Source organism: Spirosoma sp. (genome assembly GCF_026391055.1).
Lineage (GTDB): Bacteria > Bacteroidota > Bacteroidia > Cytophagales > Spirosomataceae > Spirosoma.
In genome coordinates this window covers 186,471-203,561 of the sequence record NZ_JAPLET010000020.1, presented here as the reverse complement: position 1 = coordinate 203,561, position 17,091 = coordinate 186,471, and the positions used below count along the sequence as shown (strand labels likewise).

15 protein-coding genes are annotated in these 17,091 nt (G+C 49.6%); 9 read left to right on the top strand and 6 right to left on the bottom strand.

Features of this window, described 5'->3' with window-relative positions; genetic code table 11:
• Window positions 1–14: 14 nt before the first annotated feature.
• Both NT073_RS13710 and NT073_RS13705 read left to right on the top strand, forming a co-directional pair.
• Window positions 15–692 carry a response regulator transcription factor gene (locus NT073_RS13710; protein WP_297374783.1) on the top strand — a complete coding sequence of 226 codons (678 nt, stop codon included), beginning with the start codon at window positions 15–17 and terminating at the stop codon, window positions 690–692.
• Window positions 693–796: 104 nt separating this feature from the next.
• Window positions 797–2,200, top strand: a complete 1,404-nt coding sequence (locus NT073_RS13705) for an ATP-binding protein (protein WP_297374293.1) — start codon at window positions 797–799, stop codon at window positions 2,198–2,200.
• 124 nt (window positions 2,201–2,324) lie between these two features.
• Here NT073_RS13705 and NT073_RS13700 read toward each other — a convergent pair whose 3' ends face one another.
• Window positions 2,325–3,629 carry a 3-phosphoshikimate 1-carboxyvinyltransferase gene (locus NT073_RS13700; protein ID WP_297374290.1) on the bottom strand — a complete coding sequence of 435 codons (1,305 nt, stop codon included), beginning with the start codon at window positions 3,627–3,629 and terminating at the stop codon, window positions 2,325–2,327.
• 107 nt (window positions 3,630–3,736) lie between these two features.
• Here NT073_RS13700 and nagA point away from each other — a divergent pair, with 107 nt between their 5' ends.
• Complete coding sequence (gene nagA, locus NT073_RS13695; protein ID WP_297374287.1) at window positions 3,737–4,906, top strand: N-acetylglucosamine-6-phosphate deacetylase; 1,170 nt, start codon at window positions 3,737–3,739, stop codon at window positions 4,904–4,906.
• Window positions 4,907–4,918: 12 nt separating this feature from the next.
• Here the strand turns inward: nagA and NT073_RS13690 are convergent, their stop codons facing one another.
• Complete coding sequence (locus NT073_RS13690; protein WP_297374284.1) at window positions 4,919–6,334, bottom strand: tetratricopeptide repeat protein; 1,416 nt, start codon at window positions 6,332–6,334, stop codon at window positions 4,919–4,921.
• 608 nt (window positions 6,335–6,942) lie between these two features.
• Here NT073_RS13690 and NT073_RS13685 point away from each other — a divergent pair.
• Together NT073_RS13685 and NT073_RS13680 are read left to right on the top strand one after the other, a co-directional pair.
• Entirely contained in the window at window positions 6,943–9,897 is a 2,955-nt protein-coding gene (locus NT073_RS13685; RefSeq protein WP_297374281.1) for a TonB-dependent receptor, read from the top strand.
• 14 nt (window positions 9,898–9,911) lie between these two features.
• A complete protein-coding gene (locus tag NT073_RS13680; protein ID WP_297374280.1) occupies window positions 9,912–10,421 on the top strand; it encodes a hypothetical protein in 510 nt (169 codons plus the stop codon).
• A gap of 93 nt (window positions 10,422–10,514) precedes the next feature.
• Here the strand turns inward: NT073_RS13680 and ribD are convergent, their stop codons facing one another.
• Window positions 10,515–11,573 carry a bifunctional diaminohydroxyphosphoribosylaminopyrimidine deaminase/5-amino-6-(5-phosphoribosylamino)uracil reductase RibD gene (gene ribD, locus NT073_RS13675; RefSeq protein WP_297374780.1) on the bottom strand — a complete coding sequence of 353 codons (1,059 nt, stop codon included), beginning with the start codon at window positions 11,571–11,573 and terminating at the stop codon, window positions 10,515–10,517.
• 184 nt (window positions 11,574–11,757) lie between these two features.
• Here ribD and prmC point away from each other — a divergent pair, with 184 nt between their 5' ends.
• The 3 genes from prmC to msrB all read left to right on the top strand — a co-directional run bounded on the left by prmC (window position 11,758) and on the right by msrB (window position 14,258).
• Window positions 11,758–12,606, top strand: coding sequence for a peptide chain release factor N(5)-glutamine methyltransferase (prmC, locus tag NT073_RS13670; protein ID WP_297374279.1), 849 nt, complete (start codon window positions 11,758–11,760; stop codon window positions 12,604–12,606).
• A 99-nt stretch (window positions 12,607–12,705) separates the two neighbouring features.
• Complete coding sequence (locus NT073_RS13665; protein WP_012927481.1) at window positions 12,706–13,683, top strand: AAA family ATPase; 978 nt, start codon at window positions 12,706–12,708, stop codon at window positions 13,681–13,683.
• Window positions 13,684–13,745: 62 nt separating this feature from the next.
• Window positions 13,746–14,258: a peptide-methionine (R)-S-oxide reductase MsrB gene (gene msrB / locus NT073_RS13660; protein WP_297374278.1), complete on the top strand. Its 513-nt coding sequence runs from the start codon at window positions 13,746–13,748 to the stop codon at window positions 14,256–14,258.
• A gap of 20 nt (window positions 14,259–14,278) precedes the next feature.
• On the opposite strand, the gene NT073_RS13655 is transcribed toward msrB, so the two are convergent.
• The 3 genes from NT073_RS13655 to NT073_RS13645 all read right to left on the bottom strand — a co-directional run bounded on the left by NT073_RS13655 (window position 14,279) and on the right by NT073_RS13645 (window position 16,091).
• Window positions 14,279–14,539, bottom strand: coding sequence for a hypothetical protein (locus tag NT073_RS13655; RefSeq protein WP_297374277.1), 261 nt, complete (start codon window positions 14,537–14,539; stop codon window positions 14,279–14,281).
• A gap of 307 nt (window positions 14,540–14,846) precedes the next feature.
• Complete coding sequence (locus tag NT073_RS13650; protein ID WP_297374276.1) at window positions 14,847–15,458, bottom strand: MCP four helix bundle domain-containing protein; 612 nt, start codon at window positions 15,456–15,458, stop codon at window positions 14,847–14,849.
• Window positions 15,459–15,698: 240 nt separating this feature from the next.
• Window positions 15,699–16,091 carry a hypothetical protein gene (locus NT073_RS13645; protein ID WP_297374275.1) on the bottom strand — a complete coding sequence of 131 codons (393 nt, stop codon included), beginning with the start codon at window positions 16,089–16,091 and terminating at the stop codon, window positions 15,699–15,701.
• A 214-nt stretch (window positions 16,092–16,305) separates the two neighbouring features.
• On the opposite strand from NT073_RS13645, the gene NT073_RS13640 reads away from it, so the two are divergent.
• A complete protein-coding gene (locus NT073_RS13640; RefSeq protein WP_297374274.1) occupies window positions 16,306–16,977 on the top strand; it encodes a response regulator transcription factor in 672 nt (223 codons plus the stop codon).
• Window positions 16,978–17,091 lie beyond the last annotated feature (114 nt).

Here is a 17,091-nt window from a genome sequence, read left to right as displayed (position 1 = left end):
TGTATGTTGCCGATATGAAGATTCTGGTAGTAGAAGACGAGCCTAAACTTGCCTCGTTTGTTAAGAAAGGGCTGGAAGAGCAATCTTGCGAAGTGGATGTAGCTTATGACGGCCAGGTTGGGCGTAATATGGCGCTTAACAACCTCTACGACGTTATTGTGCTGGATATTAATCTGCCCAAGATGAACGGCTTCGACGTTGTTCAGTCAATCCGGCAGGAGAAAAACCGCACACCCGTTCTGATGCTTACGGCAATGGGCTCTGTAGATGATAAGCTCACCGGTTTCGAAGCCGGCGCCGACGACTATCTGGTAAAACCCTTTGAGTTCCGGGAGCTGATGGCACGGCTGCGGGCGTTGACAAAGCGAAGCAGCGATGCCGGCATGCAGACCAATGTACTAAAGGTGGCGGACCTTGAACTTGATCTGAATGAAAAAGTAGCCCGTCGGGGCGAAAAACGGATCGAACTGACCGCCAAAGAATTTGGCTTGCTCGACTATCTGATGCGCAACCGGGGCCGGGTAGTCTCGCGCGTTGACATTGCCGAAAAAGTCTGGGATATTCACTTCGACACCGGTACGAACGTAATTGATGTGTACGTCAATTTTCTTCGAAAGAAAATCGATAAAGATTTTCCCACTAAGCTTATCCATACGGTTATTGGTATGGGATATATGCTGAAGGAAGACTAACTACTAGTATTAGGAGTGAGTAGTAAGAGTGGCTGACGCAGGATAAAATGTGCGTCAGCCACTCTTACTACTCACTCCTAATACTACCTTCTCACTCCTGAAAAATGAATATCCGTACCCGCCTGACCCTTCTGTTTGTGCTGCTGGTCGCTTCGATTGTGCTGCTCTTCACAGTTTCGGTTTACTATCTTTATGATCAGTTCAGGGAGCAGGAGTTTCAACAACGTCTTCAGGAAAAAGCATTTACCACAATACGGCTTCGCGAAGATGTAGGCGAAGTGCCGCAGGCCGATTTGCCGGTTATCACCAACGAACAGGTAACGGTTTACAATAAGCGGGGAGTTGTTCTTTTCAACCAGGGAAACCAGCGGCCCCGCTTCCCGGTAACCCCCGATTTCCTGCGCAAAATAACCCTTCGGCAACCTCAATACGTTCGGATCGGCGATTTGGAAGCCGTTGGTGTCCTTCATCTGAACTCACGGGGCGAAGTGTTACTAATCGTTGCTTCGGGCAATGACCGATACGGCTTGACTAAACTCGACCGGTTGCGGGAAATTTTATTTTCGGGTTGGCTGCTGAGCTTGATTATTGTTGGAATTGCCGGTTACCTGTTCGCTACGGATGCGCTCAGACCCGTAGCGGAATTAATTACGCAGGTCAATGCCATCTCGGCTACCAACATTCACCAGCGATTGAGCGTGGGGCGCCAGCGCGACGAACTGGCAGATCTGGCCCGCACCTTCAACGACATGCTTACACGGCTTGAAGAAGCGTTTGTTTTGCAGAAGAGCTTCGTTTCACACGCGTCGCATGAGTTACGGACGCCACTGACCGTCATGATGGGTCAGATTGAAGTGACCCGCCTGCAGGCGCGTACGACCGAAGAATATGAGGTGGCGTTTGACGCCCTGCTCGATGAAGTGAAAAGTATGATCCGACTGGTGAATGGCCTTCTTGAATTAGCCAGGGCTAACTCCGACATTGTCACGCTTAATTACCAACCCGTCCGTATCGATGAGTTATTGTGGCAGGCTCAAAGCCTGATTGTGAGCAAAAAGCCCGCGTATCAAATCGACATTGATTTTGACAATCTGCCCGTTCAGGAAGAAGACCTGGTTATTGTGGGTGAAGAATCGCTCCTGCAAACAGCGTTCCAGAACCTAATGGAAAACGGCTGCAAATACTCGCCGGACAATCGGATGTCGGTTCGGATCCTGTTCATGCCGGGAAAGATCAAACTCACCTTCAGCGATCATGGATATGGCATTTCCCAAAGCGACATCGCCCATATTTTTGAGCCCTTTTACCGGTCAGAATCAACCATGACCATCTCGGGTCATGGCATTGGCCTCGCGCTGACGCAACGCATCATCGAGTTGCACCACGGTTCTATCGAAGTGGAATCGACCGTGGGGGAAGGCACCTCATTTCGCATTACCCTGCTAACCTCCAGCCCTTTAAAAAAACAGGTTCTCCAGTCAGGAGAACCCATGAGTTCCAATTCGTAATGTTTTGAAGCGGCAAACCTGCCTGTTGTACGTTCGATAACGGGTTTAGGAACCAGTCATCTGTTTCGCCCAATTGGGTAAGTTGACCGGACTAGTAAACCTGCAGCCCAGAGCCAGCCCTACACTATTCGTTTATAAACTTAACGGTTGTTACCCTCGCCATATCTTCCCAGAAGGATGGGTACGATTTGGCTACAACACCCGGCTCATCGATAATGATCTCCTGCTGCATGGCTACGGGAGCAAAGGCCATAGCCATCCGATGGTCGTCGTATGTGTCAATGGTTGCCGGGCCGGCGGGAGCTATTGCCAGTTGATGAACTTCGTACAGATGATTGGTTTCGATTTCTACCAGCTCCGCACCAATCTTCTGTAGCTCGGCCTGTAGCGCAGCCACCCGGTCAGTTTCTTTGATTTTCAGACTTTCGATTCCTGTCATCCGCAAGACAACACCTTTCACGGCTGCGCACACGGCAACGGTCTGGGCCAGGTCCGGGCAATCGGTAAAGTCACAGGTTAGCGATTGCTGCGTCGGTATCTTTGTTAGCCGAACGCCCGTATCTGTAAACGTGCTCTTCACGCCCAAGGAACGCATGATTTCCACAATAGCACTATCGCCCTGCAAGGATCTGGCTTTAAGGCCCAGCAAATTTATTTCAGCCCTTTCATCCGTTGCCAGTGCGGCTACACTGTACCAATAACTGGCTCCCGACCAATCCGACTCGATGGCATACGGTTTGGGTACATACGGGCTGGAGGCTACCGTTATCGTTTTTGTTTCCCAATCAGCCCGAACATCGGCTCCGAAGTAACGCATCTGCTCCAGGGTCATTTCTATGTACGGCCGGGAACCGATGGCGCCGGTCAATTCCAGTGTTAGCCCATTGGGCAGCAACGGGGCAATCATGACGAGCGCCGAAATGTATTGACTACTCACATCGCCACGAATGCTGAGCCGGTTGGTCGATTCGGCGGAGGGCGAAAACCCTTTGATTTGCAGGGGTGGATAGCCTTCATTTTTGAGGTAGGTAATATCGGCACCCAGCGAACGCAGGGCATCGACCAGAATACCAATCGGGCGCTCACACATCCGGGGTGTGCCCGTCATCGTTTTCTGCTGCCCCGTTACGCTGAAATAGGCGGTCAGAAACCGCATCGTAGTTCCGGCGTCCAGCACATCAGCGGTGGCGTCCTCCGATTTCAGCAGCCGGATCATCGTCTGGGTATCGCGGGCGGTTGAAAGGTTTTGCAAATCGCAGCGAAAGCCGGTAAGCGCGTCGATGATTAAAGCGCGATTACTTTCGCTTTTGGATGAGGCCAGTGGAATCGTGGTCCGGACCATCCAGTCCGGAACTAGATTATCCAGTCCGGGATTGGATGGTCCGGACTTTGCCAGTGTAGCGGGGGGAGTTAAACGAACGGCGTTCAAAAGAAAAACAGGTTGGTACTCACATGAAACAGTTCGCAAAAAAACGAAAAATCGACTACATTCCGGCCATCATTTGACGTACCAATCAGAAATCAGGCTCAACCCAAATGGCGTATAAATTTGTAAATGCTCATGTTTTTACCGGAACCGACTGGTTACCCGGCAGTTCAGTAAAAATAAGCGACGATCGTATCACCGAAATTATCCCCGCATCCAGTATCGACACGACTGATGCGGATACGCCAGTCATTGATTTTAATGGCGACTATCTTATACCGGGTCTGATTGACTTACAACTTTACGGTGGATCGGACTTGTTTCTGAACGATCAGCCAACGCCCGAAACAGTCCGGCACATTTATGCTTCGCACGCCCGAAATGGCACTACTACCCTGCTCCCTACCATTCATTCGACTTCGCTCGACATTATGCGGGAGTCGATGGCGGCAGTGCAGGTTGTACGAACCGAAAACCCATTGGGCGTACCGGGCATTCATATTGAGGGGCCTTATTTCAATCCGATCAAACGGGGGGCCCACAGCACGGCTTATGTTCGTACTCCGGCAGAGGGTGAACTGGAAACCCTCTTCAGTACCGATGCGGATGTTATCCGTATTCTTACCCTGGCCCCGGAAATTCTAACCCCCGCCCAGTTGGCGACGATTAACACGTTAAAGCATTCGAACACGCTTCTTTCTCTCGGTCACAGCAACGCAACGTACCAGCAGGCAACGGCAGCTTTCAACGAAGGAATTCCGCTGGCTACACATCTGTACAATGCCATGCGCGGGTACGAAAGCCGTGAACCGGGTGTGGTAGGTGCGGTTTTTGATCATCCTACGGTTCGTGCCAGTATCATTGCCGACAGCTACCATTGCAACCCAACTACCATCCGGATTGCTTACCGACTGCTGGGCGAACGTCTTTTCCTTATTTCCGATGCCCTGTTCGCTAACCCACCCCGACCAACGTTTGAACTCGGCCAGTTTGTGGTACACTATGAACCCGACACCAATGGACCCGGCCGGTATGTCAACAACGAGGGGAATCTGGCCGGGTCGGCTATTACGCTGATCGATTGCGTAAAGATTGCCGTTGAGCAGGCCGGTATTCCGCTTACCAGTGCGTTACGTATGGCATCGGTAATTCCGGCCGAGATCATTAATCTGGGCGACCAGCTGGGTAAAATTCAACCTGGCTATGTGGCGAATCTGGTACGGCTGGATCAATCCCTGCGTGTAAAAGGCGTCTGGACATCAGGCCAGTTGTTTGCCTGATGTCCAGACGGGCTATCGGGTACTCTTGACCACGGCCTGCTCGTAGCTTTGGTTGAGTGTTTCCAGGAACTTACCCGTTACCCAGCTAATGTCCGAATCCCGGATGAAGACGAAGCGTTTGGGAACGGATGTGTTGGCGTAGGCCCTAAATACAGACTCTAGCAAGAGTGCTCCTGCGATCAGTTGCTTCTCGTTGAATTGATTCTGAACATTATTGATATCGGCTTCTGCCTTCTGCCGCACAACCGGATCGGTCAGATCGGTCAAATCCGGCTGGATCAGGCTTTGGTAATCGGTCATAACTAAGCGGGCAAATCGCTGTGCGTCACTCAGGGTGAGGGGTACAGCCGTTGTGCCCGCTTTTTCAGGATGCAGATACACGGTCATAGCCCAGGCAATCCCCCCACCAATGGCTACCGTTTTACGTTGGTGCAATCCGGGACTGGCCGTATTAAATTCAACATTCACAGCGGTATCGGCAATCACCTTTATCGCCCGTCGAGCTTCCTCTTTGTAGGCTTCTATGGGTAACGACCTATTTCTGTCGATCAGGTTTGCCAGCGTTTTGGTGCCATACGGCAAGCTCACCGCATGAAACCTCCGACCACCATCGTAATAGCCTCCCTTTGTATTTCCACTTCCAATATCTATGCACGATGTGGCAACCCATAACCGGCGGGGCACAGAGCCAATCAAAAACAGTTCAGCTTCGCGGGCAGCCGTCAGGGTGGTATCAATACGCAGACTGTCTGTGCCGCTTACCAGCGACGAAAACAACTCATAGAGTTTCTTTTTCCTGGCCGGTGTTTTCCCCAAGGTTTCATTAACGCCACTGCTAAAGGCGATATAGGTATGATCTGCCGGAATTTTGTATCGCCTGATAGAGTCAATGTAGGCCTTCATAACGTCCTGCCCATCTTTGAATGACTGTGCGGTACCTGATACCAGGGTTACGTTTGGAGCAACGGGTTTGACTTTGATGTCTTTAGTAAAAAAACCGTTCTCGTACACCGATCTAAAGATGGCCAGCTTAACACCCGATGCACCAATATCAATACCCGCATACAAATCTTTCCCCGACATTTCACCGATTAACTGACGCATGGCGGCTGCACTGGCCCCGTAGTTAAGTTTCTGATACAGGTTATGGGCCTTGTATAAATAGCTTAATGCTGTCTGCCCGTTTTCCAGATCCGTGTAGGCAAACCCAAGATTCTCATAAGCAACGGCCTCTAGGTAACTATCTTTCGATTGAACGGTCGGCAGCGCCCTGAGTAACAAGTCAATAGCCTGTTGTGGCCTGTCAACCATTCGGAGCGTGTTCCCCAACTTAATAAAGTGCAGTGCTTCGACAGAGTTTGCCGCATTCTGGGCACAAACGGACAGCGTACAAAAAATCAACAAAAAATTGAGTAAACAATACTTCATAAAATGTAGAGGAATTTAGGGTCAATCTTCCGTTACCGGGTCATTCATAAAATTGTGTGACCAAGTTTATCAAAGTCTACTTATAACCAATAGCTTGTTGGCATAATATTAGGTAAAGGCCCAACTTGAGCATACGAAACGAAGTAGATAGACTGATGCTTCGCAACAAACCGAATGAAAAGTATGTCAATACCAGAATTACCTGATCATGTCATCATTAAAAAAATATTCGACTACCAATTTTATATTGCACAAATCAAATAAAACAGTATTTAATTCTATTTAAGTATTTGATCTCATAATTTTAGTAGGCATATTTGACAAAGTACAACAAAACACTATCTCTCATTTCGTGCGCACGAATCGTTAAGCAGAGAGTCATCTTACAAAAGAACGTGTAGTTAGACGGTTACGGCTGATCGAGCCGATTACCGTCGGTATTCAAGCATCCAGTTTACCTACTCACAGCGGTCGAAAAAATCGGCCTGTGGCAATCTATTGCCCAAACTTTACTAACCCTAGTTGGCTGTATCCAGCTAAAAAGAACCTACTCAGAAGTAAATAGTGACCTAACAATCAGTGTGTTCAACTTTATCTAAATGCTAAACATGGAAATAAAATTACGTAAGCATGACATTCTTCCTGTATTGGTTGCCATGTTCATGGTGGTCGCCCTATGTCCGATGTCTGCTCTGGCGCAGAGCAAGCGAATAACCGGTAAGGTAGTTTCCAGTGTTAACTCCGAACTAGTACAGGGAGTCAACGTATTAGTAAAAGGCAACAGCCGAAAGGGCGCTGTGACAGATGGTGAAGGTAAGTTTTCTCTGGAAGCCACACCGAACGATGTGCTTGTTTTCAGTTTCATCGGCTTCAAATCGAAGGAAATTAAAGTAGGTAGCGAAACCACCTTTAACATTTCGCTGGACGAAGATGCCACCCAGTTGACGGAATTAATTGTGACTGGTTCGCGCAATACCGGGCGTACAATTCTGGAAACCCCGGTTCCGGTCGACGTTATTTCGATCAAGGACATAATGGGCGAGCTTCCGCAAATTGATTTGGCACAAATGCTGGCTTTTGTCGCACCAAGTTTCAATGCCGTTCGGTCGCAGGGAGGTGATTTGAACTCTCACGTCGATCCCGTTCAGTTGCGCAACATGGCTCCCAACCAGATCCTTGTGCTGGTAAACGGAAAAAGACGGCACACATCGGCCCTCCTTATTACCGAAACCGCCGTTGGCAGCCCGTCTACAACGGTCGATCTGATGACGATTCCGGTGTCGGCTATCGACCGGGTTGAAATCCTGCGGGATGGTGCTGCTGCGCAGTATGGCTCTGACGCCGTTGCGGGTGTGGTCAATATTATTCTCAAGAAAGGCACCAACAAACTAACGGCTAACTTAACCGGCGGTGGGTATGCCAACACGGGTGGTCAGGCCGGTGCGCTGACAAAATCGGGTAAACCCGATGGCTTCAATTATCAGTTCGACGCCAATTATGGCTTCAAAATCGGCGACAAAGGCTATTTCAATATGTCTGGTCAGATCACACAGCGTCGGCCAACACTGCGCCCCTTTGTGAATGACTGGGGATTTTTCGATAAAACCTACCTCAACAACCTGAGAACCGACAAGGCGGGCAATCCAGTCATTACTAACCCTGAATTAATCAATGCTCAGGCGGCAGGTAACACCTCACAAATTGCCGCACTGACAACCGAAGCCGGATTAATGACTGCACGCGGCCTAACAAAAGCAGACTTCGCCGTGTATGCCGGTATGCCCGCTATTACGCTTGGCAGTACCTTCTACAACGCAGGGTATGAGATTAACCCAACCACAACCATTTACAGCTTTGGTGGTGCTTCGTACAAATATCTGGAAGGCTTCTCCTGCTATTTCCGCCGACCCGCCCAAACCGACCGTTTCAACTACTTGCTCTACCCGAACGGTTTCCGGCCTCAAATGACATCCAACACCTCGGATGTATCGAACACCATTGGTCTTAAAAGCAAGATCGGTGAGTTCAGCGTTGACTTCAGCAACACCTTCGGCCGAAATACGATGCGGCTTGGCATGGTCAACACTATGAATGCGTCTTTAGGCTCCAATTCGCCGGTGAACATGAACTTGGGAACTCACCAGTTTTCCCAGAACTCGACTAACCTCGACATGTCCCGTTACTTTAAAGGCATCATGAATGGGCTGAACATCGCGTTTGGTGCCGAAATGCGCATTGAGAACTACAAAATCATTAAAGGGCAGGAAGAAAGTTACGCTTATGGAACGGCAGGCGTTGTTACCGTTGGGAAAGACGGACTCTTGGTTGGCCCTGACGGAAAACCGCTGGAGAATGCGAGCAGCGTTCCCATTGTTGATGCCAATGGAAACCCGCTGGCTGTCGAAGCAGGTCAGCAGGTAACGGTTAAGTCACTTTCGTCCAACTGCCAGTGCTTTGCAGGTTTCGGCCCCAAAAATGAGCGCAATGAGTTCAGAACGACAATGGCCGCCTACCTAGACGCTGAACTGGAACTGACCCGAAAATTCCTCGTCGCCGGTGCGTTCCGACTGGAGAATTACTCGGATTTTGGGGGTGTAACCATTGGTAAACTGGCCGCTCGCTATTCGATCACAAAAACGCTTTCGTTACGCGGATCAATTGCCACCGGTTTCCGGGCTCCTTCGCTACAGGAATTGAACTATACGCACACAGCTACCGCTTTCGTACCCGATGCCAACGGTATTCCCCAACCGCTTGACGTGACAACCTATCCAACAAACAGCACTGCTGCCCGCGTATTAGGTATTAAAGGCCTAAAACAGGAGCAGTCGCGTACGTACGGCATAGGCCTTACTTATCAGCCCGCACCGGGCTTTGAAGTAACCCTGGATGCCTACCAGATTGATGTTGACAACCGAATTTTCCGGACTAGCTATTTCAACGCGTCGGAGGTTGGCAATAACTACAGTGAGGTAATCGGCGAAGGCGAGGCCCAGTTCTTCGTTAATGGTGCTGATGTTCGCTCGAAAGGTCTTGAGGCCGTTGGTAACTACACCCTCAACCTGCAGAAAGGCAAAAGCCTGACATTCACGCTGGCCACTATTCTCAGCAAAAACACAGTTCTCAACCGGAAAGTCCTTGACCTGAATGTGGCTAATCTTACGTCGGAGCAGATTGTGGGCAAGTACCTGAGCCGTGATGTGATCGGGCAGTTTGAAACAGGTACACCACGAACCAAACTGATTGGATCGGTAACGTATCGGGTAAATAGATTTAACGCTATGCTGCGCGGCACCTACTTTGGCACTGTAACGGAGCGGTCAGTTTCTTCAGACAACGACGGCAACTTTTACGATCAAACTTTCTCGCCACAGGCCGTTTTTGACCTGAGCTTCGGCTACGACCTGAACCGGAATGTAAAAGTATCGATTGGTGGCAGCAACATCTTCGATAAATACCCGCAAATACTCCGTCCCGAGAACCAGGGTTTCTATCTGTACTCCAACAATCAGCAGGGGTCCAATGGTGCGTACTACTATGGCCGTTTAACCTTCAACTTCTAACCGCAACTTCAGCTATGAATCGATTCGTCAATAAAGGAAGCGTTATTCCAGCAATAGGTCTGTTTCTCGCCATGCTTGTTTTTCTGAGTTCATGCGAGCAGAATAAGTATGAGCCAAATACCAGTGTAGCTCCCGGCGGTGGTACCGTAACGACGTATAAATCGTACGCGTTAACCTCGGCAGCCGGATCAACCGTTTCCGGGCGGGTGGTATTCTACAAGTACAGTGCTTCGGTTACGATGGTTGAAATGGGACTTTACAACACTGTTTCAGGAACCGCCTATTCGTCAGCTATTTATGAAGGTAAAGTTGCTGACAACTCGACCAAATCTCTTAAGACACTCGACGCAATTACGGGTGCTACCGGAGATTTTGCAGCCAACAAATACTTCATTATAAACGAAGCAGGCTTCTACGACAAGTTGGCTACCTATAATGCGAATGTGAAGATTATGTCGGGCAACAAAGTAATGGCCAGCGGTAACATTGGCAGTAACGCACTGCCGGTTGCTCAATCCCAATAGGACCGGATAGCCGTTGAAATGACCGTCTCCGGCAGATGAGCACATCTGGACAGTTATCCAGATGTGCTCATCTGCCGGAGCTTTTTTAGCTGTTTATGGCTTTATATAGCTAGTCAGCTCATCGTCGCCGACTTTTTCGCGGCTGTGAATAATTCCCCGCACGGTTGGTGCTTTTACACCGTTGCCGAGCATCTTCCGGCTCCGAAATACGCGCATTTCGTCCCAGAGACCGGCCTCCATAAACGCATTCAATACAATTGCGCCCCCTTCTACCAGAATGGATTGTAGTTTACGCTGGTAAAGGTCGCTCATTACCTGATGTAGTGATTCGGCGAATACATACTGTACGTTAGGGAGGTCAGGCAATGCATCAGTTTGAGAAGCATGGTAAACCAGAGTCGACTGCGTACCATCGAACAAATTCAGATTAGGGGCTAGCGTGAGCTTTCTGTCCAGCACAACACGGATGGGGTCTTTCCCTTTCCATAAGCGCGTGTTCAGACGTGGATTATCCAGACGGGCCGTGTTGGCCCCTACCAGAATGGCATCTTCTTCGCCCCGCCAACGATGAACCAGCCGATGTGCCAGATCACCACTTATTTTCACCGGTTGACCTCCTGCTCCGGCAATAAATCCATCAATTGTTTCGGCCCATTTCAGTAGTATATAAGGGCGTTTCTGCTCGAAAAATGTAAAGAACCGAGCGTTGAGCAGGCGTCCGTCTTCTGCCAGAACGCCCGTCTCGACCTGTATCCCGGCCGCTCGTAATTTTGCAAATCCTTGACCAGACACCAACGGGTTGGGGTCATCATTGCAGCAAACAACCCGCCTTACACGCCGTTCAATCAACAGATCAGCGCAGGGGGGCGTTTTGCCCCAGTGTGAGCAAGGTTCGAGGGTTACGTACACAGTGGCTTCGGAAAGCAACTGCTGGTGTTCAGGTAACACAGCGTTGACCGCATTAACTTCGGCATGCCAGTCGCCATACCGCTTATGCCAGCCTTCGCCAATGATGCGTTCCTGACTCCCGGAGCCATGTGTTATAACGCAACCCACCATTGGATTAGGACTTACATGGCCCCGACCAAGGGTAGCCAGTTCGAGCGCACGGCGCATAAAACGCTCATCAACCCATAAATCAGACACATTCATCATTTAAAGTCAGGCAGAAATTACTGGCAGACAGACCCTTTCCGGGTTCTGGGCCTGTCGCCTGGTATTGTTCGCTCAGCCGCTGGACAGGTCGAGTAAGCGCTGAGACACTCTTGAATAAGAAGTAAGCCGTGTTTCAGGGAAAACTTCCCTATTTTTGGCAAAATTACTAGTCCCGACTCAAATGGCAACTGCCAAACCTTTATACGAACGGCTCAGCAAGAATATTACCGTATATCCGCCCGAAGAAGCGCGGGAAATGGCCTTTATGCTGCTCGACCATTATTTCGGTCTGCGTAAGACCGATGTATTAACCGACAAGCCCCTACCCCCCAATCGCACCGAGCCAGACTGGTTCAAGATTCTGGAACGGCTTAACCGGCAAGAACCCATCCAGCATGTTATTGGCACGACGATCTTCTGTGGGCTGGAGTTCGAGGTATCGCCCGATGTGCTGATACCCCGTCCCGAAACGGAGGACCTCGTCCGGCTGATCATGCATGACTTTGCGGACCGCGTCGACGATGTTCCTATTCTGGATATTGGTACCGGCAGCGGCTGTATTGCCATTACGATGGCCCGATTCCTGCCCCAGTCGGTGGTAACAGGCTGGGATGTTTCGGAAAAGGCTCTCACATTGGCGCGGCAAAATGCGGAACACCTGAAAGCTGATGTCCAGTTTTCAATTCAGGATATTTTAAATGTTCCGGCCGACTTTAGTGAGCGTTTCGACTGTGTGGTGAGCAATCCACCGTATGTAACGCGTTCAGAAGCCGCCGAAATGGACCGGAATGTGCTCGATTACGAACCCGATCTGGCGCTGTTTGTGGAGGACAATGACCCGCTGGTCTTTTACAAAGCGGTAGCTGATTTCTGCGTTCGACACCTCACCAAAGATGGTGCCTGTTATGTAGAGATAAACGAACGCTTTGGCGAAGCAACACGTCAGGTATTTGCCGACCGGGGTTTCACGAAGATTCAGGTGTACAAAGACATTCACGGCAAAGACCGCAGCATCCGGGCAACGTTTTAAAAATAGTCAGATAAGTCGGTAAGTCAGTAAGTGGCTGGCGTATGAACAGGACTAGCGTCAGCCACTTACCGACTTACTGACTTACCAACTTATAAGTTTATGCAGCCAACATCTTCCTTTACATACCACACTAAAATCCGTGAGGTATTTAGTGAAATGAGCCAGGTTGTAGTCGGTCAGGACCGGCTTCTCAACCGGCTGCTCATTGGCCTGTTTACGGGTGGGCATATTTTGCTGGAAGGGGTTCCGGGTCTGGCTAAAACACTCACCATCAATACTCTCGCAAAAGTACTCGAACTGGATTTTCAACGAATTCAGTTCACCCCCGATCTGCTCCCCGCCGACTTGATTGGGACTATGATTTTCAATCAGAAAACCGCTGAGTTCGAGGTGAAGCAGGGGCCTATTTTTGCCAATTTGATTCTAGCTGATGAAGTCAACCGATCGCCGGCCAAAGTACAGGCGGCCCTGCTCGAAGCCATGCAGGAGAAGCAGGTGACAATTGGGGAAGAAACGTTTGTTCTCGACCGGCCCTTTCTGGTGTTGGCCACCCAAAATCCGGTCGAGCAGGAAGGCACTTATCCGCTTCCGGAAGCCCAGGTTGACCGATTCATGATGAAGGTCTTTGTGGACTACCTGAGCCGGGAAGATGAAATGGAGGTCATGCGTCGAATGTCCAACATGAATTTCGCCTATGAGGTAAAACCCGTACTGGGAAAGGAAGATCTGGTAGCCATCCGCAATGAAATAAATACCATCACCATCTCCGAAACCCTTGAGCGATACATTATTGAATTGGTCTTTGCCACCCGCCGACCACTGGAGTACAGCCTACGGGATGAAGCCCGCTACATTCAGTTTGGGGTATCGCCCCGCGCCAGTATCAACCTGAATCTGGCAGCTAAAGCCCTTGCTTACTTCGACCGGCGCGATTACGTCCTGCCCGAAGATATCAAAGAAGTAGCCCCGGATGTGTTCAACCACCGCATTATGCTAAATTACGAAGCAGAGGCCGACGGCGTTACAACCTTACAGGTTATTGATTCTATCCTGCGTAAAGTTGCGATTGGACGGTAAGCGTTTGTGAACGTCAGACTACCCGTTTTGCGTTTCGTAATAAACCCCTAGGGACTTAATCTATGCGGCAATACAGGCTTTTCTTTTTAACAGCTCTGCTTCTGACGAGCAGTTTATGGATTTACGGAACCTACCTTGCTGCCCCACGGCCACCCCATAAACGACCACCGGGCACTACCTCTCCCGGTAATCGACGAGTAGAGAAAACCGATGCCGATTGGAAGGCGATACTAACGCGTTCGGAATATAATATAACCCGAAAAAGCGGCACCGAATGGCCCAACAGCAGTGATCTGACACACGAAACGCGCAAGGGCGTATATCAGTGTGTTTGCTGCCACAACTCGCTTTTTTCGTCCGACACCAAATTCGACTCACACACGGGCTGGCCCAGTTTTTACACCCCTGTTGTAGCCAACGCTGTTTATACGGAGCCGGACGGCAACCGAACGGAAGTGCGCTGCTCAGTTTGTGATGCCCATTTAGGCCACGTTTTCAAGGATGGGCCAGACCCTACAGGACTGCGGTATTGCATGAATGGAGTAGCCTTGTCCTTTAGTTCGCCGGACAGGTGACCGTGCGGCCAACACACTCATCAGGAACGGGAGTGGCAGGAATGGGCTCTCTTCTCAACGACCCAGACGCTCCAGATAGCGGCTCCTTGAAGCAGCACACCGCCCAGTAAAAACCAGATTCCGTTCAAGTCCCGGCTGATCAGTCTGGTCAGGCCCAGGGCCACACTGCTCATGGACAGAAAAAACAGCACCCCAGCCAGTATTATTATTATCCAGCCCCCCAGGCTGTGAACGTACTTTGTTTTCTGCCAGAGGCTAACCCCTCGTGTAGGAAAAGACATATTCACCGATCTATAAGCTGAGTACTTGGTGCGTTTATTGGGCGTCTCCAGACAAAACCGTTCAATAGATTAGTCTGGCAGACCGCCATGTACACTGAGCCTGCCTTTTGACAGGTTTCGAAGGAACTCAATAAACTACCGCGACTCTAACATAGAGGTGCGTATCTCTACCACCAAGCAAACGTTGCGGAAAGGCCTGTAAATGTGGCGGAATGCCTTGATTCTGACCTTGAATATGTGGCTCAGTTGGCTTCCCAAACGATGAACAAGGTCATGAATGAGTCATTAATACCGTTTCTGCAGAGCCTTAGAAACGGTGCCAGTACAGACTCAACCCCACAAACAGCACCAGCCCTATTTGTAAAGCGGTTAAAATGTAGACATCATTTGTCTGTCCTCTCGACCGTTCGAGTAATTCCTCGCCTACCGTAAGTTGCAGAGAAGATAATTCGTTGAGGGTCTGAATAATCTGACTGAAGGCCGTACTGGCCGTACGCGTAAGCTCAACTTGCCGAGCTTTTGGTAACGACGTAAATTTGGTAGCCACTTCAGCTTCCAATCGGTCATATCTGTTTAGCTGACGTTTAAATAGCTGAAGGTGGTCAGCTTCTTTGGTCGTTAGCCTGGTTCGTCCAAATTCTGTCAGCAGTGAATCGGCCCGACGATTAAACTGATCCAGGTTAGAGCCCACCAGCCCCGAATCAGGCTTTTCGATAGCAAGTAGCCTGGTTTCGAGCAGCATCCGTTTCCCGTAGATCGTCGACATCAGATTAACAAGAATAGCCGTCGGCACCAACCGGTCCTTATAGATTGATACCGATTCTTCCTGAATCTTGTGTGTACTGCGTCGGCTCAGGAAGATACTTGTCAGAATTAAGCCAAGCAGGCTAATCACAAGCAGGACAGAACGTACTGGCAAAGGATTATAATAAGTTTTCGACATATACATAAGCCAGACAGAAGGGAGATAAACTAAAAACTACCGGCAAGGCCGCGTCAACAACAAAAACGATATATGTTGTATTTGACTACGGGGTACGCAATGGTTTGTGTTAAGCATAAATCACGTCTGGCCGCTCAGCGGCCAGACGTGATCCTTTATTAAGTAAACCAGGCAGCAAGCTCCGGCACTGGCGGCAGAAACATGCCGATCACCTGCTTATTGGTTACCGCCCGTAACTGGCTGAACAGGTAGCCGTTCAACGGCAATAGAACCCGGTTGCGTACTCGACCGAATCACATTGCTGTGCTGGGCCTTATAATTCCGTACGGCTACGTCCATAACCGGTGTATGCGGTAAGGTAAGGCCACCAGCAGGCTTACTACCTGGTACCGGCTGTTTGTAGTTGGCTATCATTCCCTGGTTGACAACGGGCGCCTGAACCACAATTCCCGATTGCCCTTTCCAGGACTGAGCCGTTGCGGCCTTGTTCGGGTGCTTGTAATTGTGCGTTGAGTAGGTATGGTCGTTACGTAGTTTACGATCATCCTGGGCCGAAGCAGTAAAGAATAAACTGCTGCCGAAAGCGAGGATAAACAGATATGTTTTCATGGTTTGTCTTGTTATTTGCTAGGTCAACCAGGTTGAATTGGCACTTTATCGATCCATTCCCTGGTTGACTTTACAAAGGTGAAGACCCCGCGTTAGGCAGGTGTTAGAACCAGATTAGAACAGGATTAGAAAATCAGTTCGCCAACTAAACAGGCGAAGTTCGAGTTGATTGTTAACTACGAGTGCACTATACTACTCAACCAGAAACTTTTTCATGAAAATCCTTTTAGTTGAAGACGAAGAGCGGTTAGCTTCTTTTATCCGAAAAGGTATATCGGCCGAAGGCTACGAAGTTGAAGTCGCCTACGATGGACGTACCGGCCTGTCACTCTTCCGCAGGGACATTTATGATATTATTATTCTGGATGTCAATCTTCCACACATGAATGGCTTTGATCTGTGTCGGCATATCCGGTCAGAAAATGAGGCTGTCCCCGTGCTGATGCTCACCGCGCTGGATAGCATGGCCGACAAATCGGACGGGTTCAACGCCGGGGCCGACGATTACCTCGCCAAACCCTTTGAGTTCCAGGAACTGCTTTTACGGCTTAGAGCCCTGACCCGCCGGATCGGCTCACGTCCTAAACAGGTGCTCCAACTGGCCGATTTAGAACTTAACCTGGATAGTAAGACTGTAACCCGCGCCGGCAAACGTATCGACCTGACCACCCGCGAATACGCACTGGTAGAATATATGATGCTCAATAAAGGGAAAGTCATTTCGCGGGTCGACATCAGCGAACGCGTCTGGAGCCTCAACTTCGACAACAACAGCAACGTTATTGATGTGTATGTCAGCTACTTACGAAAAAAAATTGACAAGGGTTTTTCACCCAAATTGTTGCATACCATCGTAGGTATGGGCTATGTTCTTCGGGAGGATTAGTTAATGGTTAATGGTTAATGGTTAATGGTTAATGGTTAATGGTTAATGGTTAATGGTTAATGGTTAATGGTTAATGAAAACAGTCCAACCTCAGAAGTATCTACTTATTAGTGA